The sequence below is a fragment of the Streptococcus sp. F0442 genome (assembly GCF_000314795.2).
GTDB lineage: Bacteria > Bacillota > Bacilli > Lactobacillales > Streptococcaceae > Streptococcus.
Genome location: NZ_KB373314.1, coordinates 731,827 through 748,344 on the forward strand (window position 1 = coordinate 731,827; position 16,518 = coordinate 748,344).

14 protein-coding genes, 1 pseudogene and 1 riboswitch are annotated in these 16,518 nt (G+C 42.8%); of the genes and pseudogenes, 2 read left to right on the plus strand and 13 right to left on the minus strand.

Annotated elements, in window-relative coordinates:
- Positions 1-6 precede the first annotated feature (6 nt).
- The 8 genes from HMPREF9186_RS03675 to HMPREF9186_RS03710 form a co-directional block, all read right to left on the minus strand.
- Positions 7-1,164: an ABC transporter substrate-binding protein gene (locus HMPREF9186_RS03675; RefSeq protein ID WP_009731473.1), complete on the minus strand. Its 1,158-nt coding sequence runs from the start codon at positions 1,162-1,164 to the stop codon at positions 7-9.
- A gap of 110 nt (positions 1,165-1,274) precedes the next feature.
- Positions 1,275-1,553 (minus strand): DUF2129 domain-containing protein, encoded by a 279-nt coding sequence (locus HMPREF9186_RS03680; protein ID WP_009731474.1) that lies wholly within the window; start codon positions 1,551-1,553, stop codon positions 1,275-1,277.
- 123 nt (positions 1,554-1,676) lie between these two features.
- Complete coding sequence (locus HMPREF9186_RS03685; protein ID WP_009731475.1) at positions 1,677-2,267, minus strand: ATP-dependent Clp protease proteolytic subunit; 591 nt, start codon at positions 2,265-2,267, stop codon at positions 1,677-1,679.
- A 127-nt stretch (positions 2,268-2,394) separates the two neighbouring features.
- The gene (upp, locus tag HMPREF9186_RS03690) at positions 2,395-3,024 is read right to left on the minus strand and encodes a uracil phosphoribosyltransferase (protein ID WP_009731476.1); all 630 of its coding nucleotides are present in this window, start codon (positions 3,022-3,024) and stop codon (positions 2,395-2,397) included.
- 221 nt (positions 3,025-3,245) lie between these two features.
- Positions 3,246-5,906: a magnesium-translocating P-type ATPase gene (gene mgtA, locus HMPREF9186_RS03695; protein ID WP_009731477.1), complete on the minus strand. Its 2,661-nt coding sequence runs from the start codon at positions 5,904-5,906 to the stop codon at positions 3,246-3,248.
- A 206-nt stretch (positions 5,907-6,112) separates the two neighbouring features.
- Positions 6,113-6,270, minus strand: a riboswitch (M-box (ykoK) riboswitch).
- Positions 6,271-6,305: 35 nt separating this feature from the next.
- Positions 6,306-7,469, minus strand: coding sequence for a MalY/PatB family protein (locus HMPREF9186_RS03700; RefSeq protein ID WP_009731478.1), 1,164 nt, complete (start codon positions 7,467-7,469; stop codon positions 6,306-6,308).
- Position 7,470: 1 nt separating this feature from the next.
- Entirely contained in the window at positions 7,471-8,568 is a 1,098-nt protein-coding gene (locus HMPREF9186_RS03705) for a cystathionine gamma-synthase (protein WP_009731479.1), read from the minus strand.
- Positions 8,569-8,858: 290 nt separating this feature from the next.
- Positions 8,859-10,487 (minus strand): putative polysaccharide biosynthesis protein, encoded by a 1,629-nt coding sequence (locus HMPREF9186_RS03710; RefSeq protein ID WP_009731480.1) that lies wholly within the window; start codon positions 10,485-10,487, stop codon positions 8,859-8,861.
- Between the two features lie 87 nt (positions 10,488-10,574).
- On the opposite strand from HMPREF9186_RS03710, the gene HMPREF9186_RS03715 reads away from it, so the two are divergent.
- The gene (locus HMPREF9186_RS03715; protein WP_037613920.1) at positions 10,575-12,020 is read left to right on the plus strand and encodes a UDP-N-acetylmuramoyl-L-alanyl-D-glutamate--L-lysine ligase; all 1,446 of its coding nucleotides are present in this window, start codon (positions 10,575-10,577) and stop codon (positions 12,018-12,020) included.
- A 38-nt stretch (positions 12,021-12,058) separates the two neighbouring features.
- On the opposite strand, the gene HMPREF9186_RS03720 is transcribed toward HMPREF9186_RS03715, so the two are convergent.
- From HMPREF9186_RS03720 to pflA, 4 genes are all read right to left on the minus strand, one after another.
- Positions 12,059-12,709, minus strand: coding sequence for a DUF1803 domain-containing protein (locus HMPREF9186_RS03720; protein ID WP_009731482.1), 651 nt, complete (start codon positions 12,707-12,709; stop codon positions 12,059-12,061).
- Positions 12,693-13,205 carry a YiiX/YebB-like N1pC/P60 family cysteine hydrolase gene (locus HMPREF9186_RS03725; protein WP_009731483.1) on the minus strand — a complete coding sequence of 171 codons (513 nt, stop codon included), beginning with the start codon at positions 13,203-13,205 and terminating at the stop codon, positions 12,693-12,695. The genes HMPREF9186_RS03720 and HMPREF9186_RS03725 overlap by 17 nt, the downstream gene beginning before the upstream one ends.
- A gap of 63 nt (positions 13,206-13,268) precedes the next feature.
- A complete protein-coding gene (locus HMPREF9186_RS03730; protein WP_009731484.1) occupies positions 13,269-14,204 on the minus strand; it encodes a manganese-dependent inorganic pyrophosphatase in 936 nt (311 codons plus the stop codon).
- Between the two features lie 127 nt (positions 14,205-14,331).
- Positions 14,332-15,126 carry a pyruvate formate-lyase-activating protein gene (gene pflA, locus HMPREF9186_RS03735; RefSeq protein WP_009731485.1) on the minus strand — a complete coding sequence of 265 codons (795 nt, stop codon included), beginning with the start codon at positions 15,124-15,126 and terminating at the stop codon, positions 14,332-14,334.
- 213 nt (positions 15,127-15,339) lie between these two features.
- On the opposite strand from pflA, the pseudogene HMPREF9186_RS11080 reads away from it, so the two are divergent.
- Positions 15,340-15,522 (plus strand): annotated as a pseudogene (locus HMPREF9186_RS11080) (UTRA domain-containing protein); the annotation flags it as partial.
- A gap of 182 nt (positions 15,523-15,704) precedes the next feature.
- Here HMPREF9186_RS11080 and HMPREF9186_RS03740 read toward each other — a convergent pair.
- On the minus strand, positions 15,705-16,508 hold the full coding sequence (locus tag HMPREF9186_RS03740) for an ABC transporter ATP-binding protein (RefSeq protein WP_009731486.1): 804 nt from the start codon (positions 16,506-16,508) through the stop codon (positions 15,705-15,707).
- Positions 16,509-16,518 lie beyond the last annotated feature (10 nt).

The window sequence follows — 16,518 nt, forward strand, 5'->3', positions numbered from 1 at the left end:
TGATAATTATGGTTTAACAGACTCAACAGATTTGACTTTACCATCTTTCAAGCCAATCATCAGAGCTGATTTAACCGGGTTGTGGTTCTTGTCGATTGACATTGTACCAGTCACACCTTCCAAGTCTTTCAACTTCGCAAGGTTGTCTTTCAATTCGACAGAGTTCTTAGCACCTTTAGATGCTTCTGCAACCATGTAAACTGAATCATACGCCAAAGCTGCAAACATTGAAGGTTCTTCGTTGTATTTTGCTTTATAAGCTTCTACGAATTTCTTGGCTTTATCAGTCATTTCACCTTCAGTAGAGAATCCAGCTACGTAGTAGATGTCTGTAGCTGCAGCAGGTGTTGCTTGTTCAACGAATTTCGCATCGCTAAATCCATCACCACCAATAATTGGTTGTTTGATTCCCATACCACGTGCTTGGTTTACGATTTTACCAGTTTCAGTGTAGTACCCTGGAAGGACAATCGCATCGAAGTCTTTGTCTTTGATTTTTGTAAGAGCAGCTTGGAAGTCTGTATCCTTAGATTGGAAAGTTTCTGTTGCTACGATTTCACCTTTATAAGATTTCTTAAAGGCTTCAGCAATTCCTTTAGCATAGTCAGATGAGTTATCGTAGTAAAGAACGACTTTCTTGGCTTTCAAGTTATCCATTGTATATTTTGAAATGATTTGTCCTTGGAAGCTATCGATGAAGGTTGCACGGAAAAGGTAATCTTGACCTTTTGTCAAATCATCTTGAGTTGCAGATGGTGTAACCAGTGGAACACCAGCTTTACCAGCATTGGCAACCGCTGCTGCAGTAGCACCTGAAGTGGCAGGTCCTACAAGAGCATTTACTTTTGATTGAGTAACAAGGTTTGTTGTAACGGTAGCTGCTTCAGCTGTTTCAGACTTGTTATCTTTGTCTGTGACAACGATCTTCTTACCGTCAGCTCCACCCTTAGCGTTGATTTCATCAACGGCTAATTGAGCACCTTTTTGTTCAGCACTACCGTAGGCTGCAACTTCACCAGTTTTTTCAAAGTTAAAACCGACTTTTAGTTCTTTGCCGATTTCGTTACCAGTTGTGTTTGAACCTGAAGTAGAAACTTCACCACAAGCCGCAAGAAGAGCGACACTTGCAATGGTTAAAAATGAAAGAGCAAATTTTTTCTTCATTTGTAATGATCTCCTTAAATAAATCTTAAAATAAATACATATTAAGAATATACCGAATTATCTGACAATTGTCAATAAAAAAAGCGCAATCCAGAAAATGATTGCGTTTTCTATCCTTTTAGGGCCACAGATGAGGTCTCTAATCGCTGCAAACTACCGACAAAATCTGTATCTAACTCTTTGAGATAGCAAGGCAAGACCTTTTTGACATAACGTTCTTTCTTTAAGTCTTCCATGATTTGATCAGCTTTGCCACTATCCACATACAATTGGACATAGCGACATTTCTTGGAATGATACAAGACATCTCCAACTGATTGTAATTTTTTTCCATCCCGATTGTAATACAATTTAACAATCAAGCCTGTTCTTTCTTGTTTCTCAAACATGGTTAATCCCTTTCTCGTTCTGTTACTAGTATATCAAATTTCAAGAAAAAGAACTACTCTTTTATGAGTAGCAAAAAAGGCTGGACCATCGCCCAGCCTCCATGGTCTTCCCTTTAGAAAGGGTTAGCCCAGATTATTATTGGCCATGATTTCATCAATAAAGCCATATTCAAGAGTTTCTTGCGCACTCATCCAATTATCACGTTCTGCATCTGCATGCACTTTTTCGATCGGTTGACTTGAATTTTCCGCAAGGATTTTTTCCAAGTTATTCCGTGTTTTGAGCAAATGTTCTGCTGCGATCGCCATATCGGTTTGTTGGGTACCGCCACCAGTGCCCCCCATTGGTTGGTGGATCATGTACTCAGCATTTGGCAACATGAAACGTTTGCCTTTCGCACCACTTGACGCAATCACAGTCCCCATTGAAGCTGCCATCCCCATAACAATGGTTTGGACATCTGACTTGATAAAGTTCATGGTATCGACGATAGCCAGACCTGCTGAAACAGAACCTCCTGGGGTATTGATATACATATAGATATCTTTGGTGTTATCTTGAGCATCCAAGAAGAGCAATTGGGCAATAATCGAATTGGCCATTTGATCCTCAACTGGACCTGTCACCATGATAATCCGATCTTTCAACAGACGGGAATAAATATCGTAAGAACGTTCTCCACGGCTGGTTTGTTCAATAACTACTGGAATCATTTATTCTTCTCCTTTAGTATCCATTCATTCTCACAATTCGTGAGGTTCAAGGTATATTTGCTATTATAAACCAATGGTCAAAAAAGGTCAATTTTTTAGCACCTATCCCTTACTATGACTGGGCTTTTTATTTAGTACCGAACAAACGGTCACCCGCATCTCCAAGACCTGGAACAATGTAGCCATGATCATTCAAGTGGTCGTCGAGAGCTGCTGTAAAGATATCAACATCTGGATGCGCTTCTTGAAGAGCTTTCACCCCTTCTGGTGCCGCCACCAAGCAGACAAACTTGATATGGCTAGCGCCACGTTTTTTCAAGGAATCAATTGCTAGAATAGCGGATCCGCCCGTAGCAAGCATCGGGTCTACTACAAAGATGCGACGTTGATCAATATCTTCTGGCAATTTCACCAAGTATTCAACTGGCTTCAAGGTTTCTTCATCACGGTACATCCCGATATGGCCAACCTTAGCAGCTGGTACCAAACTCAAGAGCCCATCGACCATCCCAATGCCTGCACGAAGGATTGGAACAATGGCCAATTTCTTCCCTGCAATTTGTTTTTGAACGGTTTTGGTAATCGGTGTTTCAATTTCTACATCTTCAAGAGGTAATTCGCGCAAGACTTCGTAACCCATCAACATAGCAATCTCATCTACCAATTCACGAAAGGCCTTCGTAGAGGTATCTGTCCGACGAAGAATAGATAATTTGTGTTGAATCAGTGGATGTGTAATAACTTCTAGTTTTCCCATTTTTGAGATCCTTCTTTCTAAGCTGCGATCCTTTAAAAAGGAGCTTGGATTGAGAAAGAGTCAAGCTCTCCCTCTTTCTGTTACTCCTTTTTTGATACGCGCAACACGTGGAAATCATCTTTTCCAACTTTATATTCGTCTTATTATACCAAATTTTACCAAAAAAAGAGAGCCCTTACACTTAATTTTTTAAGTTCGGACTCACTCTTTCTATGGAAAAATCACAACCATTCTTTGTATTTCTTAATATAGATACGTTTGACAACTGTCACACTCAGCATATAGAGGACGATAATCGCAAACAATAGAACAAAGTACAATCCATTTAGCTGGCTCAACTTCAAGATAGAAGCCAAAGGACTATATGGAAGGGAGGTTACAAAGAAGGCTGCTGCTAGGGTCGTCACCACGACTGAGAAGGCTGGACGACTTTGGATAAATGGCAGTTTTGGTGAACGCAACATATGAATAACCATGGTTTGAGACCACATGGATTCGATAAACCATCCGGTTTGGAAAACCATAATAAAGGCTGCTGCGTCTGCTGCTCCATGGTTGTAGCCATGACCTAAAATCATTGGGACAAGAAGGAAGTAAAGAAGCATGTAGGTGATGATATCAAATACAGATGAAATTGGACCAATCCAGGCCATAAAGCGCATGATAGAGTTTGCTTCCCAGATACGAGGTTTCTTGAGGAATTCCTTGTCGACATTGTCAAAAGGTAGGGCGATACAAGAAAGATCATAGATAAGATTGAGCACAATCAAATGAACGGGAGCCATTGGAAGGAAGGGCAAAAAGATGCTAGCAAAGAGAAGAGAAAAGATATTCCCGAAGTTAGAAGAGACCGTCATCTTGATGTACTTGGTCATATTGGCATAGACCTTGCGGCCTTCGACCAAGCCTTTTTCAAGAACCATCAAGTCCTTATCCAGAAGGATGACATCTGCCGTTTCTTTGGCAATATCAACAGCGGTATCCACGGAGATCCCAACGTCTGAGACCTTCATAGATGGAGCATCGTTAATACCATCTCCCATGTAACCAACCTTGTGGCCATTGTTCTTTAGGCACAAGATGATCCGGGCTTTTTGATCTGGTGATAGTTTGGCAAAGACCGTTGTTGTTTCCACAACTTGTGCTAACTCTTGGTCAGTCATCGTATCAATTTCGCTTCCCAAAAGAATCCGCTCTACATCTAGTCCTACTTTTTCACAGACAGCTTGGGTGACCTTTTCATTGTCCCCAGTTAAGATCTTGGTGGTTACCCCATATTCTGCAAGAGCTTTAATCGCTGGAGCTGCAGAAGGTTTTGGTGGATCAAGAAAGGCAAGGTAACCGGTTAGGATCATGTCTCCTTCATCTTCAACACTAAAGATTTCATTTTCGTCCAAGTCGGTTTTGTAGCTGACACCCAAAACACGAAGACCTTGTTCATTTAACTGAGCAACTTCAGCGAGGACCTCTTGACGGACTTCATCTGTCAAGCGTTTAATCTCTCCCTTGTACTCAACATAAGTCGATACAGAAAGCATTTCTTCCAAGGCACCCTTAGTCACCATGCTGACCACACCGTCTTCGTCTTTGACAATGACACTCATGCGACGACGTTCAAAATCAAAGGGCAATTCATCAATCTTATGGAAGTTTTGATCCAGATCGCGGACGATTTCATGTTTCTTGGCTTCTTTATGGGTCCGATTGATAATCGCCCGGTCCATCAAATTTTTTAGCCCGGTTTGGAAATAGGAATTCAAGTAAGCCCGGCGAAGGACTGATAGATCCAAATCGCCATGGATATCAAGCGGATACTCCAAAACGATTTCATCTTGGGTCAAGGTTCCTGTTTTATCTGTACACAAAATATCAATAGCCCCGAGGTCTTGAATGGCATTGAGTTTTTTGATAACGACTTTTTCCTTGGCCATGATGATGGATCCCTTAGCAAGACTCGCTGTAATAATCATCGGCAGCATTTCAGGAGTCAAACCAACCCCAACGCTGAGGGCAAAGACACCCGCTTCTAACCAGTCACCGTCTGTGAGGCCATTGATCACAAAGACAACGGGCACCATCACTAACATGAGCCGAATCAAGAGCCAAGAGATGGTATTCATTTCTCTCTCAAATGAGGTTGGTTCGTCATAGGTGTTGATGGTTTGCTCAATAGCGCCCATCATGGTTTCATCCCCCACGACCAAGACCAAGGCTGTCGCCCGCCCTGAGATGACATTTGTCCCCATAAAGGCCAAGCTTTCACTCTCCAAAAGACTATCTAGATTTTGACTGTCAGCTTTTCTGAGACAAACCTTTTCAACAGCATCACTTTCCCCTGTGAGACCAGATTGTTGGACAAAGAAGTCACGGGAATCAATCAAGACCACATCAGCTGGGATCATATCACCGGCACTCAGTTTGATCACATCTCCTACGACGATTTCATCAATAGGAATTTCTTGTTCTGATCCATCACGCAGAACGGTTGCTGTATTGACAATCATACGTGATAAGTTGCTAGCTGCTTTGTCGCTCCGCAATTCTTGAATGAAGCGGATCCCACCAGAGATCAAGACCAAGGTCACAATGATGATAGAGGTCGTTGGGTCCTGCTCACCTGGTTTTGCTAGCCAGACATTAGTGATGAAGGAAACCAGCGCAATGACCAACAAAATCACTGTAAAAGGATTGATGATCGATTCGTAGATCTTTTTGATCATGGAATCTTCTTGACCTTTTGTGATGACATTTTCGCCATAAGTATCTCGGTTTTCTTCTACTTGATCGTCAACCAAACCAAGGGCACTGGTTTTGTAGGTAGCAAAGGTGCTTTCAAGCGGTTCTTGAAGAGCAGCAATGAGTCTTTCTTTATTTGTTTGCATTGGTATCTCCTTTTTCAATCAGGAGCCAATCACTTTTGGAGTCCCTACGACACAAATCAGCGATTGGCTGGTTCGGTACGGTTCGGGATGATCGTCGATTTGTATCATAGCTCTCTCCTTTCTCTTTTCTAGGTAAGGCATAAAAAGAGTCCTACCCTTGATCGGTAGGACTCATGAAACTCGTCATTTATTTTTCAATCAAAACTCTTAAAAAACTGACCGTCCAAGCTTTAGCTCCGCAAGGCGATGAAATGAGCTTAGTCTTGACCTTTGCGATCAGGACTGTTGACCAACGAGTAGTGTCTCCACTGCTTTGCGGTAGTCATCCGTATCCTTGTGGTAGCCTCACCTACCGTATTTCGAGTTTATTGTACTCCTTCACTTACAGAAAGTCAACACTTATTTGTGAAAAGTTTCCACCAAGCGTTTGGTGATTTCTTCAATGAGGGTGAAGGGAGCTGCCACATTAAGGCGGGCATGCAAGGTTCCTTCTTTTCCGAAATCTGATCCACGGTTCAAAATCAATTTAGCTTGGTCATGGATTTTAGCATGTAGCTCATCATCCGTATAAGGATAGGCTGAAAAGTCCAACCAAAGAAGATAGGTTCCTTGGGGCTTCATGACACGGATTTGGGTCTTTTCATGCAATGCATCTACCACATAGTCAATGTGTTTTTCAAAGACTTGCTTGAGCTCCGTCAACCATGGCTTACCATGACGATAGGCAGCTTCCGTTGCAATATAACCTAAGCCTGAAATTTCATGTTGATTATTGGCCAATTGCCGTTGTTTAAAGGCTGTCCGAAGTTTTGGATTTTCAATGACCACATAGGAATTTTTTGTTCCTGCAATATTGAAGGTCTTGGTCGCACTAGTTAAGATCAAGCTAAAATCTTTAAAGCTTGGATCAACCGTGTTAAAGCTGGTATGACGGTGTCCAAACAAGGCTAAGTCTTGGTGAATTTCATCTGAAACGAGAAGGACTCCATGTTTTTGACAGAGATGGCCAATTTTTTCCAAGACCTCACGATCCCATACACGACCACCAGGATTGTGCGGATTACACAAGACATAGAGTTTGACATCCTGCTCCACAATATCTTTTTCCAACTGATCAAAATCAATTTGAAAGAGTCCGTCTTTTTCAATCAGCGAATTTTCAATCAATTTTCGTCGATTGCACTTGACACTTCGTGCAAATGGAGGATAGACCGGTGTATTGATTAAGACCGCATCCCCTTCCTTGGTGAAGGCTTGAATAGCTGTTGAAATAGCTGGAACAACACCTTCGATAAAGACGATCGCTTCCTTGTCAAAGGAATAACCGTGTTCTTCTTTTTCCCACTCAAGGATCGACTGATAGAGGCTGTCTGCAGCATAGGTGTAGCCGTAGACCATTTGGTCAGCATAGCCAATCACCGCTTCTCGTACTTCTGGAATGACGTTAAAATCCATGTCCGCGATCCAAGCCGGAATGATCTCTGGATCCGTCTCTGTCTCTTTCCATTTATAGGTATGGTGGGTCAAGCGATTGGGTAAAGTCGTAAAATCATATTTGCTCATCTTAAGCCTCCAATGCTTGCTTCAAATCGTCAATCAAATCATCCGCATCTTCGATTCCGATAGACAAACGAAGCAGGTCATCTGTCAAACCGTATGAATGACGAACTTCAGCTGGAATATCAGCGTGGGTCTGGGTTGTAGGATAGGTAATAAGACTCTCAACTCCCCCCAGACTTTCTGCAAAAGTAAAGACTTGAAGAGAATTTAAAAAGTTAGGAATTTTTGTCTCATCCTGAATTTTAAAGGAGACCATTCCCCCTTTTCCAGTGTAGAGGACTTCTTTAACTTGAGGTGCTGTTTTCAAGAATTCAACCACCTTGCGAGCATTCTCTGTCGAACGCTCCATCCGGATCGAAAGTGTCTTGATCCCACGAATCAACAGATAACTGTCAAATGGGGAAAGAACGGCTCCCGTCGTGTTTAAATTATAAAAGAGTTGGTCATACAGGTCTACGTCATTGGTCACCACCACACCTGCTAGGACATCGTTGTGACCAGCTAAGTACTTGGTTGCTGAATGAAGAACAATATCTGCCCCCTCTTCAATCGGACGTTGGTAGATAGGGCTGTAGAAGGTATTGTCCACCACAACTTTGGCACCTTTTTCATGGGCTAATTTCGCTAAATGAGTAATATCAAATTCCAGCATCAATGGATTGGTTGGTGTTTCAATATAGAGGACATCCACCTGATCTTTTTCCAAGTGTTGGAGCAGTTCTTCCTCCGTGTTGGCATAAGTAAAAAAGAAACGACCTTCTTGTTCTTGTTGGTTAAACCAGCGGAAAGAACCCCCGTAAAGGTCACGAACTGCAAGCACTTTTGAACCAACAGGAAAAATGCTGAAAGCAAGAACAATCGCTGACATACCAGAGCTTGTCGCTAAAGCATAATCTGCACTTTCAATAGCAGCTAAAGTCTTTTCAGCTGTTGCACGGGTAGGATTTTTCGTACGGGTATAGTCAAAACCTGTAGACTGTCCAAATTCTGGATGTTGGTAAGTGGTTGAGAAATGCAAAGGAGTCGTCAAAGATCCAGTTGCTTTATCCGACTTGATTCCTGCCTGTGCCAAAATAGTATTGATTTTGCGTTTTTTACTCATATTGCCCTCCGATAACAATTCAATCTAACTGCTTACTATTTTATCACTATTATAGGAAGAGCGGTTTTCCCATTTTCAAGACCCAGCTATAGTTTCAAACTATAAGAAAGAGAGTGGGACAGAAATCGATAATTCGTTAGAATTCGATTTCGTCGTCCCACCTCCGCACAGTTGAGTAGGGCTGTAAAAGCTGATGAAATCAGCGTAGTAGAGCCCACTCAACCACTGCGTCTTGCTCGACAATCCAAAAACAATTAAGAGGCTAGGACTTTTGTCCCAGCCTCACAGGTTTATTTAATCCGGAATTTCTGTCTGAGTCGTACTGCTTGCCCACCGATAAAGCGGTCAAAATACCGAAGCCATAGTCCTAAGGATCCATAAATGGCAACGCCTAATCCACCGATGACGAAGAGATAAATCATACTCGATACACGGCCATTTGGTGGGAAAATCAAGCCCATAATCAAGCCTGCAATCAAAACTCCAAGGAGCATCACCACTGTTAGGATAGCACCAAGCAAGGTCCGCTTGAAGACGATGGTCCGATTAAACTGAGTAATGCTTTGGATCTCCCGATACATGAGTACGATTGGTACCAATAAGGCGATGGTCGTTGACAAGAGCGGACCATAGGAACGAAAGACTAGGATAAATGGAATTTGTAAAAACAATTTCACTACCACTCCATAAAGGAAGTAGCGAATGGCCTTGCGATTTTGGAAAAGGGCTTGAATCATAGGGGACAAGACTGTGTAAAGACCCAAAATCACCGTCTGCAACATTGCTACAATGAAGAGGCCCAAAGCTAAGTTATCTGGTTGCCCGTAGAAAACGGTATAGAGGGGTCTTGCAACAGCTACGGCCCCAATAGTGGCTGGAAGCAAGAAAGCTAATAGCATGGTCAAGTTATCCTGTACGAGCTTACCAGCCGCTTTTAGGTCACCCTTGACATAATTCTCTGTCAACAGAGGAATCCCAACTCCCCCAATCGAAGTCGCTACTGCGATCAAGATCATGGTGATTTTGTTTGGATTGGCAGAGAAATAACTAAACATGACCATCAGCTGTTTCTGACTATAATCTGTAAACCAAGACATGACATTGATAAAGGTCATCTGGTCGACAATTTGGAAGAGCTGGATAGCTGAACCGGTGATGATAAAAGGAATGGCTTCACGGATGGTATCTAGCAGAAGAGCTCGAGTGTTGATCTCTTCACTTCCCTCTTGCTTTCTAAAAATAGAAGCGAGCAAACCTGTCTTTGCAAGGTAATATAAGAGAACCAGAAGGCTCGCTCCCATCCCGATAAAGGCAGCAAAGGTCGACTGCGTAACAGCCTGCACATAATCTCCTGAGCCAATCTTCATAATGAAGAAGGTCGTAAGCAACATCCAGATGACCCGGATGACTTGCTCTGCGATCTGGCTAATGGCGTAAGGTTTCATGTTGTTAAAACCTTGGAAAAAACCTCGGATCACACTCATGGAAGGAAAAATTAAAACTGCCCAAGAAAGGCTCTGCATGATCGGAACGAGCTCTTTTCCACCACCTGAAAGGCTAGCAAAGACAGGAGATAAAAGATACATGAGAATGGCAAATCCAAGGCCTAGAATTCCCATGAATTTCAAGAATCCTCGAATCAAAGCAAAGCTATGATCGGCTTGGTCCCGGGTATTGTACTTGGCTACTTGCTTGGCAACAGCTACAGGTACCCCAGCTGTCGAAATCAAGAGAAACCAAGCGTAAATATTGTAGCCCATTGTAAAAAGACCATTGGCTTGTGGCCCATATTTTCCCATCCAAATATACCAAGGAATAATATAAGCGGCTCCTAGCAAACGGCTGATAAAATTACTGGCTGTCATCCAAGCAGTCCCGCGAAGCATCTGGGCTTGCTGGTCATTTTGTTCGTGACTCATAAACGTCCTCTTTCGTTTCTTCTTCTCTTCATTATAAACTTTTCCTTTACACTTGTAAAATAAGGTCTTTCAGTTTAAAATAGGATTATGATGAAGATAGAAACTGTATTAAACATTTTAAAAGAGGATCACAACTTTCGTGAGATCCTACAAGACGGAGAATACCACTATTCAGCAAGTGGTGTTTCTTTTAATCAAATTAGCTACGATAGTCGAAAGGTCAACGCTGAGACCCTCTTTTTTGTCAAGGGGGCAAATTTCAAGAAGGAATTTTTGGAGCAAGCGATCGAGCAAGGTCTCCAGTGGTATGTCGCTGAGCAAGACTTTGAGGTCAGCATCCCAGCCATTCTCGTTACGGATATCAAACAGGCTATGAGCTTGATTGCCATGGAATTCTATGGCCACCCTGAGCGTCAGCTAAAACTCTTAGCCTTTACAGGAACCAAGGGCAAAACGACTTCTGCTTACTATGCCTATAAGATTCTTGAACAAGGCCACCGTCCAGCTATGCTATCCACTATGAACACAACCTTGGATGGCAAGACCTTCTTCAAGTCAACCTTGACGACTCCAGAAAGCATTGATTTGTTTGAAATGATGGCCCAGGCAGTTGCCAATGATCGAACCCACCTGATTATGGAGGTCTCTAGTCAGGCCTATTTAGTCAAACGGGTTTACGGTCTGACCTTTGATGTCGGTGTCTTCCTCAATATCAGCCCTGACCATATCGGACCGATTGAACATCCGACCTTCGAAGACTACTTCTACCACAAACGTCTCTTGATGGAAAATAGCCGTGCTGTTGTCGTCAATAGCGATATGAATCATTTTGAGATTCTTGCGGAAGAGGTCGCTGAGCAAGACCACGACTTTTACGGTAGTCAATCAAGCAACCAAGTCCAGAACTCAAAAGCCTTTAGCTTTTCTGTCACTGGCAAGTTAGCCGGCGACTACGAGACCCAACTGATTGGTCGCTTCAACCAAGAAAATGCTGTGGCTGCAGGTCTTGCCTGCCTTCGTCTAGGGGCGAGTCTCGAAGACATCCAAAAAGGAATTGCCAAGACGCGCGTTCCTGGCCGAATGGAAGTCTTGACTCAAAAGAATGGGGCCAAGGTCTTCATCGACTATGCCCATAATGGAGATAGCTTGAAAAAACTGCTCTCAGTTGTCGAAACCCATCAAACCGGAACCATTTCGCTGGTCCTTGGATCAACCGGGAATAAAGGAGAGAGCCGTCGCAAGGACTTTGGCTTGCTCTTAGAAGACCATCCTGAGATCCAAGTCTTCCTCACAGCGGATGACCCTAACTATGAAGATCCTTTGGCCATCGCTGAAGAGATTAGCAGTTTCATCACGCGCCCTGTAGAGAAAATCGCAGACCGCGAACAAGCCATTCAACAGGCTATGGCAACGACCAGCAAGCCTGAAGATGCTGTTATTATCGCCGGAAAAGGAGCTGACTGCTACCAAATCGTCAATGGCGTAAAAGAAGAGTATCCAGGGGATGCCGCCATCGCTGAACGTTATCTATAATCAAACGAAATAGGGCTAGGAAATTTTCCTAGCCTTTTCTATTGTTTGATAAACATCAATCTTTCCTTGTCCAAGTCCACTACTAATTCATATTTGCCTTCATCATTTTTTCGGATATAGCCTAAGATTTCTAAACTGTCTACAAAGATGTCTCTGCGCTTTTGCTGGGCTTCTTCTTTTTTGAGGAACTTGAGCAAAAAGCTAGTCATATACTTGAGAGCATACTCTGGATTGACGTCTCCCAAAATGGCATAGAGCTTCTCTTGCTCCTCCGTCAAAGGGTATTGGTGAGCCACCTTGTAAAAGTAATTGGAAAGGGTCTGTGCATTTCGCTCAAAGTCAGTCTCCTCTATGAGAAGCACTGCATTGGTCGTGTTGCGGAGTTCCGTTTGGAAGACCTTGACTTTCAGTTCCTGATAAAATTCACTATCCTCTCGGACAAAGACTTCTTGATCCAAATCAACGAGATCAGCTGACTCCAAGAAAGGCAGGTTGAGGGTGTAGCGTTTATTTTCTCGAAGGATCAAGCCCGCTTTGATATACTCCTCCATCAGTTTATCCACTGGTTGATCTGGAAATTGGGCCTTGATTTGCCGCAAAATCACATCATCCTGCTGATCCAAATAGTTGATCAAGTCCTTAAAAAAAGGCTGACGTGTCAAACGTGTGGGGTTAATGATGGTAATCATCCAAATACCTTTCTTTAAATTGTAGATGGGGAGACTGGGCTAACTGACTCGGGTTGGTCCCGGGCTGATCTAGAGGAACGGCTAGGCCAAGCTCCTTGTAGTAATCCAGCCAGAACGGACTAATCTCCTCTTCCTCATCTCCAAACTTCATGGGAATGGTTTCAAAAATAGGGAGAATTTCTGCTACAAACTGGGAACAATAGAAACCATCTCCATCTGGATAAAAGGAAGCATTGTAGGGAGCACCTAAAAGGCTCTCTGCCAGCTTTTTGACCTCTTTGTGATCCATTTTCGGATAGCGATAAAGGTCATAGACTTTTCCAGCTTCAAAGAAGTCCTCAGGAGCCTGGGCAAGGACACCGCCTTCCACCGTAGCATGATAGACCTGTCCATCCAAAAAGATGGCCACGTGGCTATAGTTACCAGTAGATTCCTGGATGGCCTGTCCTATATCCGAATCATCTTTCACAAAAATCAAATCGCCATTTTCTAACATACTTCTCTCCTAGCAAAAAAGGAGCCGAAACTCCTTTTTAACAATGGGCTTCCCCATCTATGATTATGCATTAAAGCTTTCAGTCAATTGTGGTACCACTTGTTTCTTACGTGAAACAGCACCTGGAAGGAAAGCGTGGTTGTTTTCAAGTTTGAAGTTGAAAGCTGCTTCTACCTTGTCCATATTAGCACCAAGAGCCAAAATTTCTGAGTTTGAGTTGACGATGTCTGTAATCATCAAGACAAAGTCAGAGTAGCCGTTAGCTGCATTTGCGGCTTGGATAGCTGCTTCGATTTCAGCTTGGCGTTCCAAGACTTCAGCAATATCAACTGTGTTCACTTGAGCCACACGAACATTGTTTCCGTTGAGTTCAAATGTCTTGGCATCGATATCAATCAATTCTTCAGCAGATTTGCTTGCCAAGTTTGTACCAGCCTTGAGCATGGCAAGACCGTATTCTTCCAAGTTCACACCAGCCAATTCAGCCAATTCAGGCGCAATCACCTTATCAGATGGGTGGGTTGTTGGTGATTTCAAAAGAAGGGTATCTGAAATCAAACCTGATAGCATCAAACCTGCGATTTCTTTTGGAACAGCTACGCCATGCTCTTTGAACATGCGGTAAACGATAGAGGATGCTGATCCAACTGGTTCCAAACGCATGTAAAGTGGGCTTGCAGTTTCAAAGTTAGCCACACGGTGGTGGTCCACAACACCATACACTTCTACTTCAGCGATATCTGAAACAGATTGTTGGAATTCATTGTGGTCTGTTAAGATGACTTGCTCTGCACCTTCTGCTTTAGCAGATGTGATCACGCGCGGTGCTTCTACACCAAAATAGTTCAAGACGAAAGCTGTTTCTTCATTTGGAGTTCCAAGGGCCACTGCCTCTGTATCCAAACCGTAAGCTTCTTTTGCAAGGTAAGCAAAAGCTACAGATGAACCAATGGCATCTGAGTCAGGGTTTTGGTGACCAAAAACAAGAATTTTTGACATGTTTCTACCTCTTCATTTTCATTTCTATAGTCACTCTATTTTAGCACGTTTTTCCGTTTAAAGAAAGGGAATAGTTGTGCATTTCATTAGAAAAAGACAGCTGGAAGGACCAACTGTCTTAACTTCTTTACCTTTTAACTCGTTTCAAGTAATCTTGATAACTTTCGGTTTCCATCAAGTCCTTCGCATTTTGAACCCGTTCTTTTGTTGGAGGTTTCACTCCTTCTAAAGAATAAGGAATCCCTAATTCTCGCCACTTGAACTCACCCATGGTATGATAGGGCAGAATTTCAAACTTATCAACATTTTTAAGAGTTTTGACAAATTTTCCAAGTTCGATCAAATCATCATCTCGGTCTGTCAGACCTGGCACCAAGACATGGCGAATCCAAACGGGCTTGCCAATATCAGACAAATACTTGGCACAGGCCAAAATATTCTTATTGGTTTGACTAGTTACAAATCTGTGCCGTTCATCGTTAATTTCCTTGATATCAAGAAGCACCAAATCGGTCACTGCCATCAGTTTATCAAATTTTTCCAGGTAACGCGGGGTATTGCGGAAAGGTAGAGCACAAGTATCGAGCGTACAGTGGATGCCTAGTTCTTGAGCTTTGGTAAAGAGGGCAATCAAGAAGTCAATTTGAAGCAGAGCTTCTCCTCCACTGACTGTAATTCCTCCTTTATTTCCCCAGAAGCCTTTAAACCGCAAGGCTTCTTCTAGAACATCATCCACCGTCCGTTCACGGGACTTATTGGTTTCCATAGCCCAAGTATCTGGATTATGGCAATACTGGCACCGCATTTGACAGCCTTGAAGAAAGACAATAAAACGGATCCCTGGTCCATCCACTGCACCAAAGCTTTCCGTAGAGTGTACTATTCCTGTTACTTTTCCATAGTCAACTGTTTCATTTTCCATGCCTTGTCCTTCTCTCCTGAAAACGTTTTATGATTTTATTATATCACGATTCCTTGTGAATAAAAGGATTTTAATGATTTTTTAGAAAATAAACTGTTTTCCAATTTCATCCCATTGTATTAGTACAGGCCATTCCAGTAGCTGTTACTCTTACCTATTCTCTATGGTAAAAAAAGAAAACGAAGAGCCGTTTTCTTTTTTTTAATATCTTAAGAAATCTTGATTTCACCAATCGATAATCGCGATAAAATCTTACTAGATCTTGGAAAAGACCAACACGTTGTAACGGTCCGCTCCCAGGTCTTCCTTGCAGATGGGTGGCAATTCCAGTTCACCGAAAGCCGTCATAAATTAGACAAGTTTCATTTTGTCGACTATGCAGAGCGGAGGAAATAAAAGAGGCTGGGACAAAAGTTCTAGCCTCTCAATTATCTTTGGATTGTCGAGCAAGACGCAGTGGTTGAGTGGGCCCTACTACGCTGATTTCATCAGCTTTTACAGCCCTACTCAACTGTACGGAGGTGGGACGACGAAATCGAATTCTAACGAATTACCGATTTCTGTCCCACTCTCTTTTTCTATCCCAAGACCAATTCATCACTCACCAAAGTTTCACCACTATTCTTGTGGAAGAGGTGCATCAAATCTTCAACCGTTAGGTTTTTCTTTTCTTCTCCTTTGACGTCTACGACGATCTTTCCTTGGTAGAGCATGATCAAGCGGTTGCCATATTCGATAGCATGGTTCATATCATGTGTAATCATCAAGGTTGTTAAATCATGGCTTTCCACGATCTTTTGGGTCAATTCCATGACCATTTCACTGGTTTTAGGATCCAGCGCTGCGGTATGTTCATCCAGAAGCAAGAGTTTCGGTTTGACCAAGGCTGCCATGACCAGGGTCAAAGCTTGACGTTGTCCACCAGACAAATATTGGGTATCCACCTTGAGACGGTTCTCTAAACCAATGTTCAATTCCTTCAAGGCTTCACGGAATAAGTCACGGTCTTTCTCCCGAACCCCCCAGCCCAAACCACGAGATTGACCACGACGTTGGGCAATGGCCATATTTTCTTCAATGGTCAAACGAGAAGCCGTCCCCATCTTAGGATCTTGGAAGACACGCGCAATATCCTTGGCACGCTTACGAACACTCGTATTTTTGATAGAGTTGCCTTCTAGCAAGATATCCCCTTCATCTACGACTAGATTTCCTGCCAAAATGTTCATCAGCGTTGATTTCCCAGCACCATTCCCACCGATAACCGAAATGAAATCCCCCTCTTCTACTTGGAGATCCAAGCCTTTGAGGACATGGTTTTCATTGACCGTTCCTGCTTCAAATGTCTTATGAATGCCTTCAATTGATAATAATGTTGCCATACTTTTCTCC

What these genes read in the sequence shown, in the direction of transcription:
- HMPREF9186_RS03675 (WP_009731473.1), bottom strand. Translation starts at nt 1,164, where the DNA reads ATGAAGAAAAAATTTGCTCTTTCATTTTTAACCATTGCAAGTGTCGCT.
- HMPREF9186_RS03715 (WP_037613920.1), top strand. Translation starts at nt 10,575, where the DNA reads ATGATGAAGATAGAAACTGTATTAAACATTTTAAAAGAGGATCACAAC.
- HMPREF9186_RS03710 (WP_009731480.1), bottom strand. Translation starts at nt 10,487, where the DNA reads ATGAGTCACGAACAAAATGACCAGCAAGCCCAGATGCTTCGCGGGACT.
- HMPREF9186_RS03730 (WP_009731484.1), bottom strand. Translation starts at nt 14,204, where the DNA reads ATGTCAAAAATTCTTGTTTTTGGTCACCAAAACCCTGACTCAGATGCC.
- HMPREF9186_RS03725 (WP_009731483.1), bottom strand. Translation starts at nt 13,205, where the DNA reads ATGTTAGAAAATGGCGATTTGATTTTTGTGAAAGATGATTCGGATATA.
- HMPREF9186_RS03680 (WP_009731474.1), bottom strand. Translation starts at nt 1,553, where the DNA reads ATGTTTGAGAAACAAGAAAGAACAGGCTTGATTGTTAAATTGTATTAC.
- upp (WP_009731476.1), bottom strand. Translation starts at nt 3,024, where the DNA reads ATGGGAAAACTAGAAGTTATTACACATCCACTGATTCAACACAAATTA.
- HMPREF9186_RS03700 (WP_009731478.1), bottom strand. Translation starts at nt 7,469, where the DNA reads ATGAGCAAATATGATTTTACGACTTTACCCAATCGCTTGACCCACCAT.
- HMPREF9186_RS03720 (WP_009731482.1), bottom strand. Translation starts at nt 12,709, where the DNA reads ATGATTACCATCATTAACCCCACACGTTTGACACGTCAGCCTTTTTTT.
- mgtA (WP_009731477.1), bottom strand. Translation starts at nt 5,906, where the DNA reads ATGCAAACAAATAAAGAAAGACTCATTGCTGCTCTTCAAGAACCGCTT.
- HMPREF9186_RS03740 (WP_009731486.1), bottom strand. Translation starts at nt 16,508, where the DNA reads ATGGCAACATTATTATCAATTGAAGGCATTCATAAGACATTTGAAGCA.
- pflA (WP_009731485.1), bottom strand. Translation starts at nt 15,126, where the DNA reads ATGGAAAATGAAACAGTTGACTATGGAAAAGTAACAGGAATAGTACAC.
- HMPREF9186_RS03685 (WP_009731475.1), bottom strand. Translation starts at nt 2,267, where the DNA reads ATGATTCCAGTAGTTATTGAACAAACCAGCCGTGGAGAACGTTCTTAC.
- HMPREF9186_RS03705 (WP_009731479.1), bottom strand. Translation starts at nt 8,568, where the DNA reads ATGAGTAAAAAACGCAAAATCAATACTATTTTGGCACAGGCAGGAATC.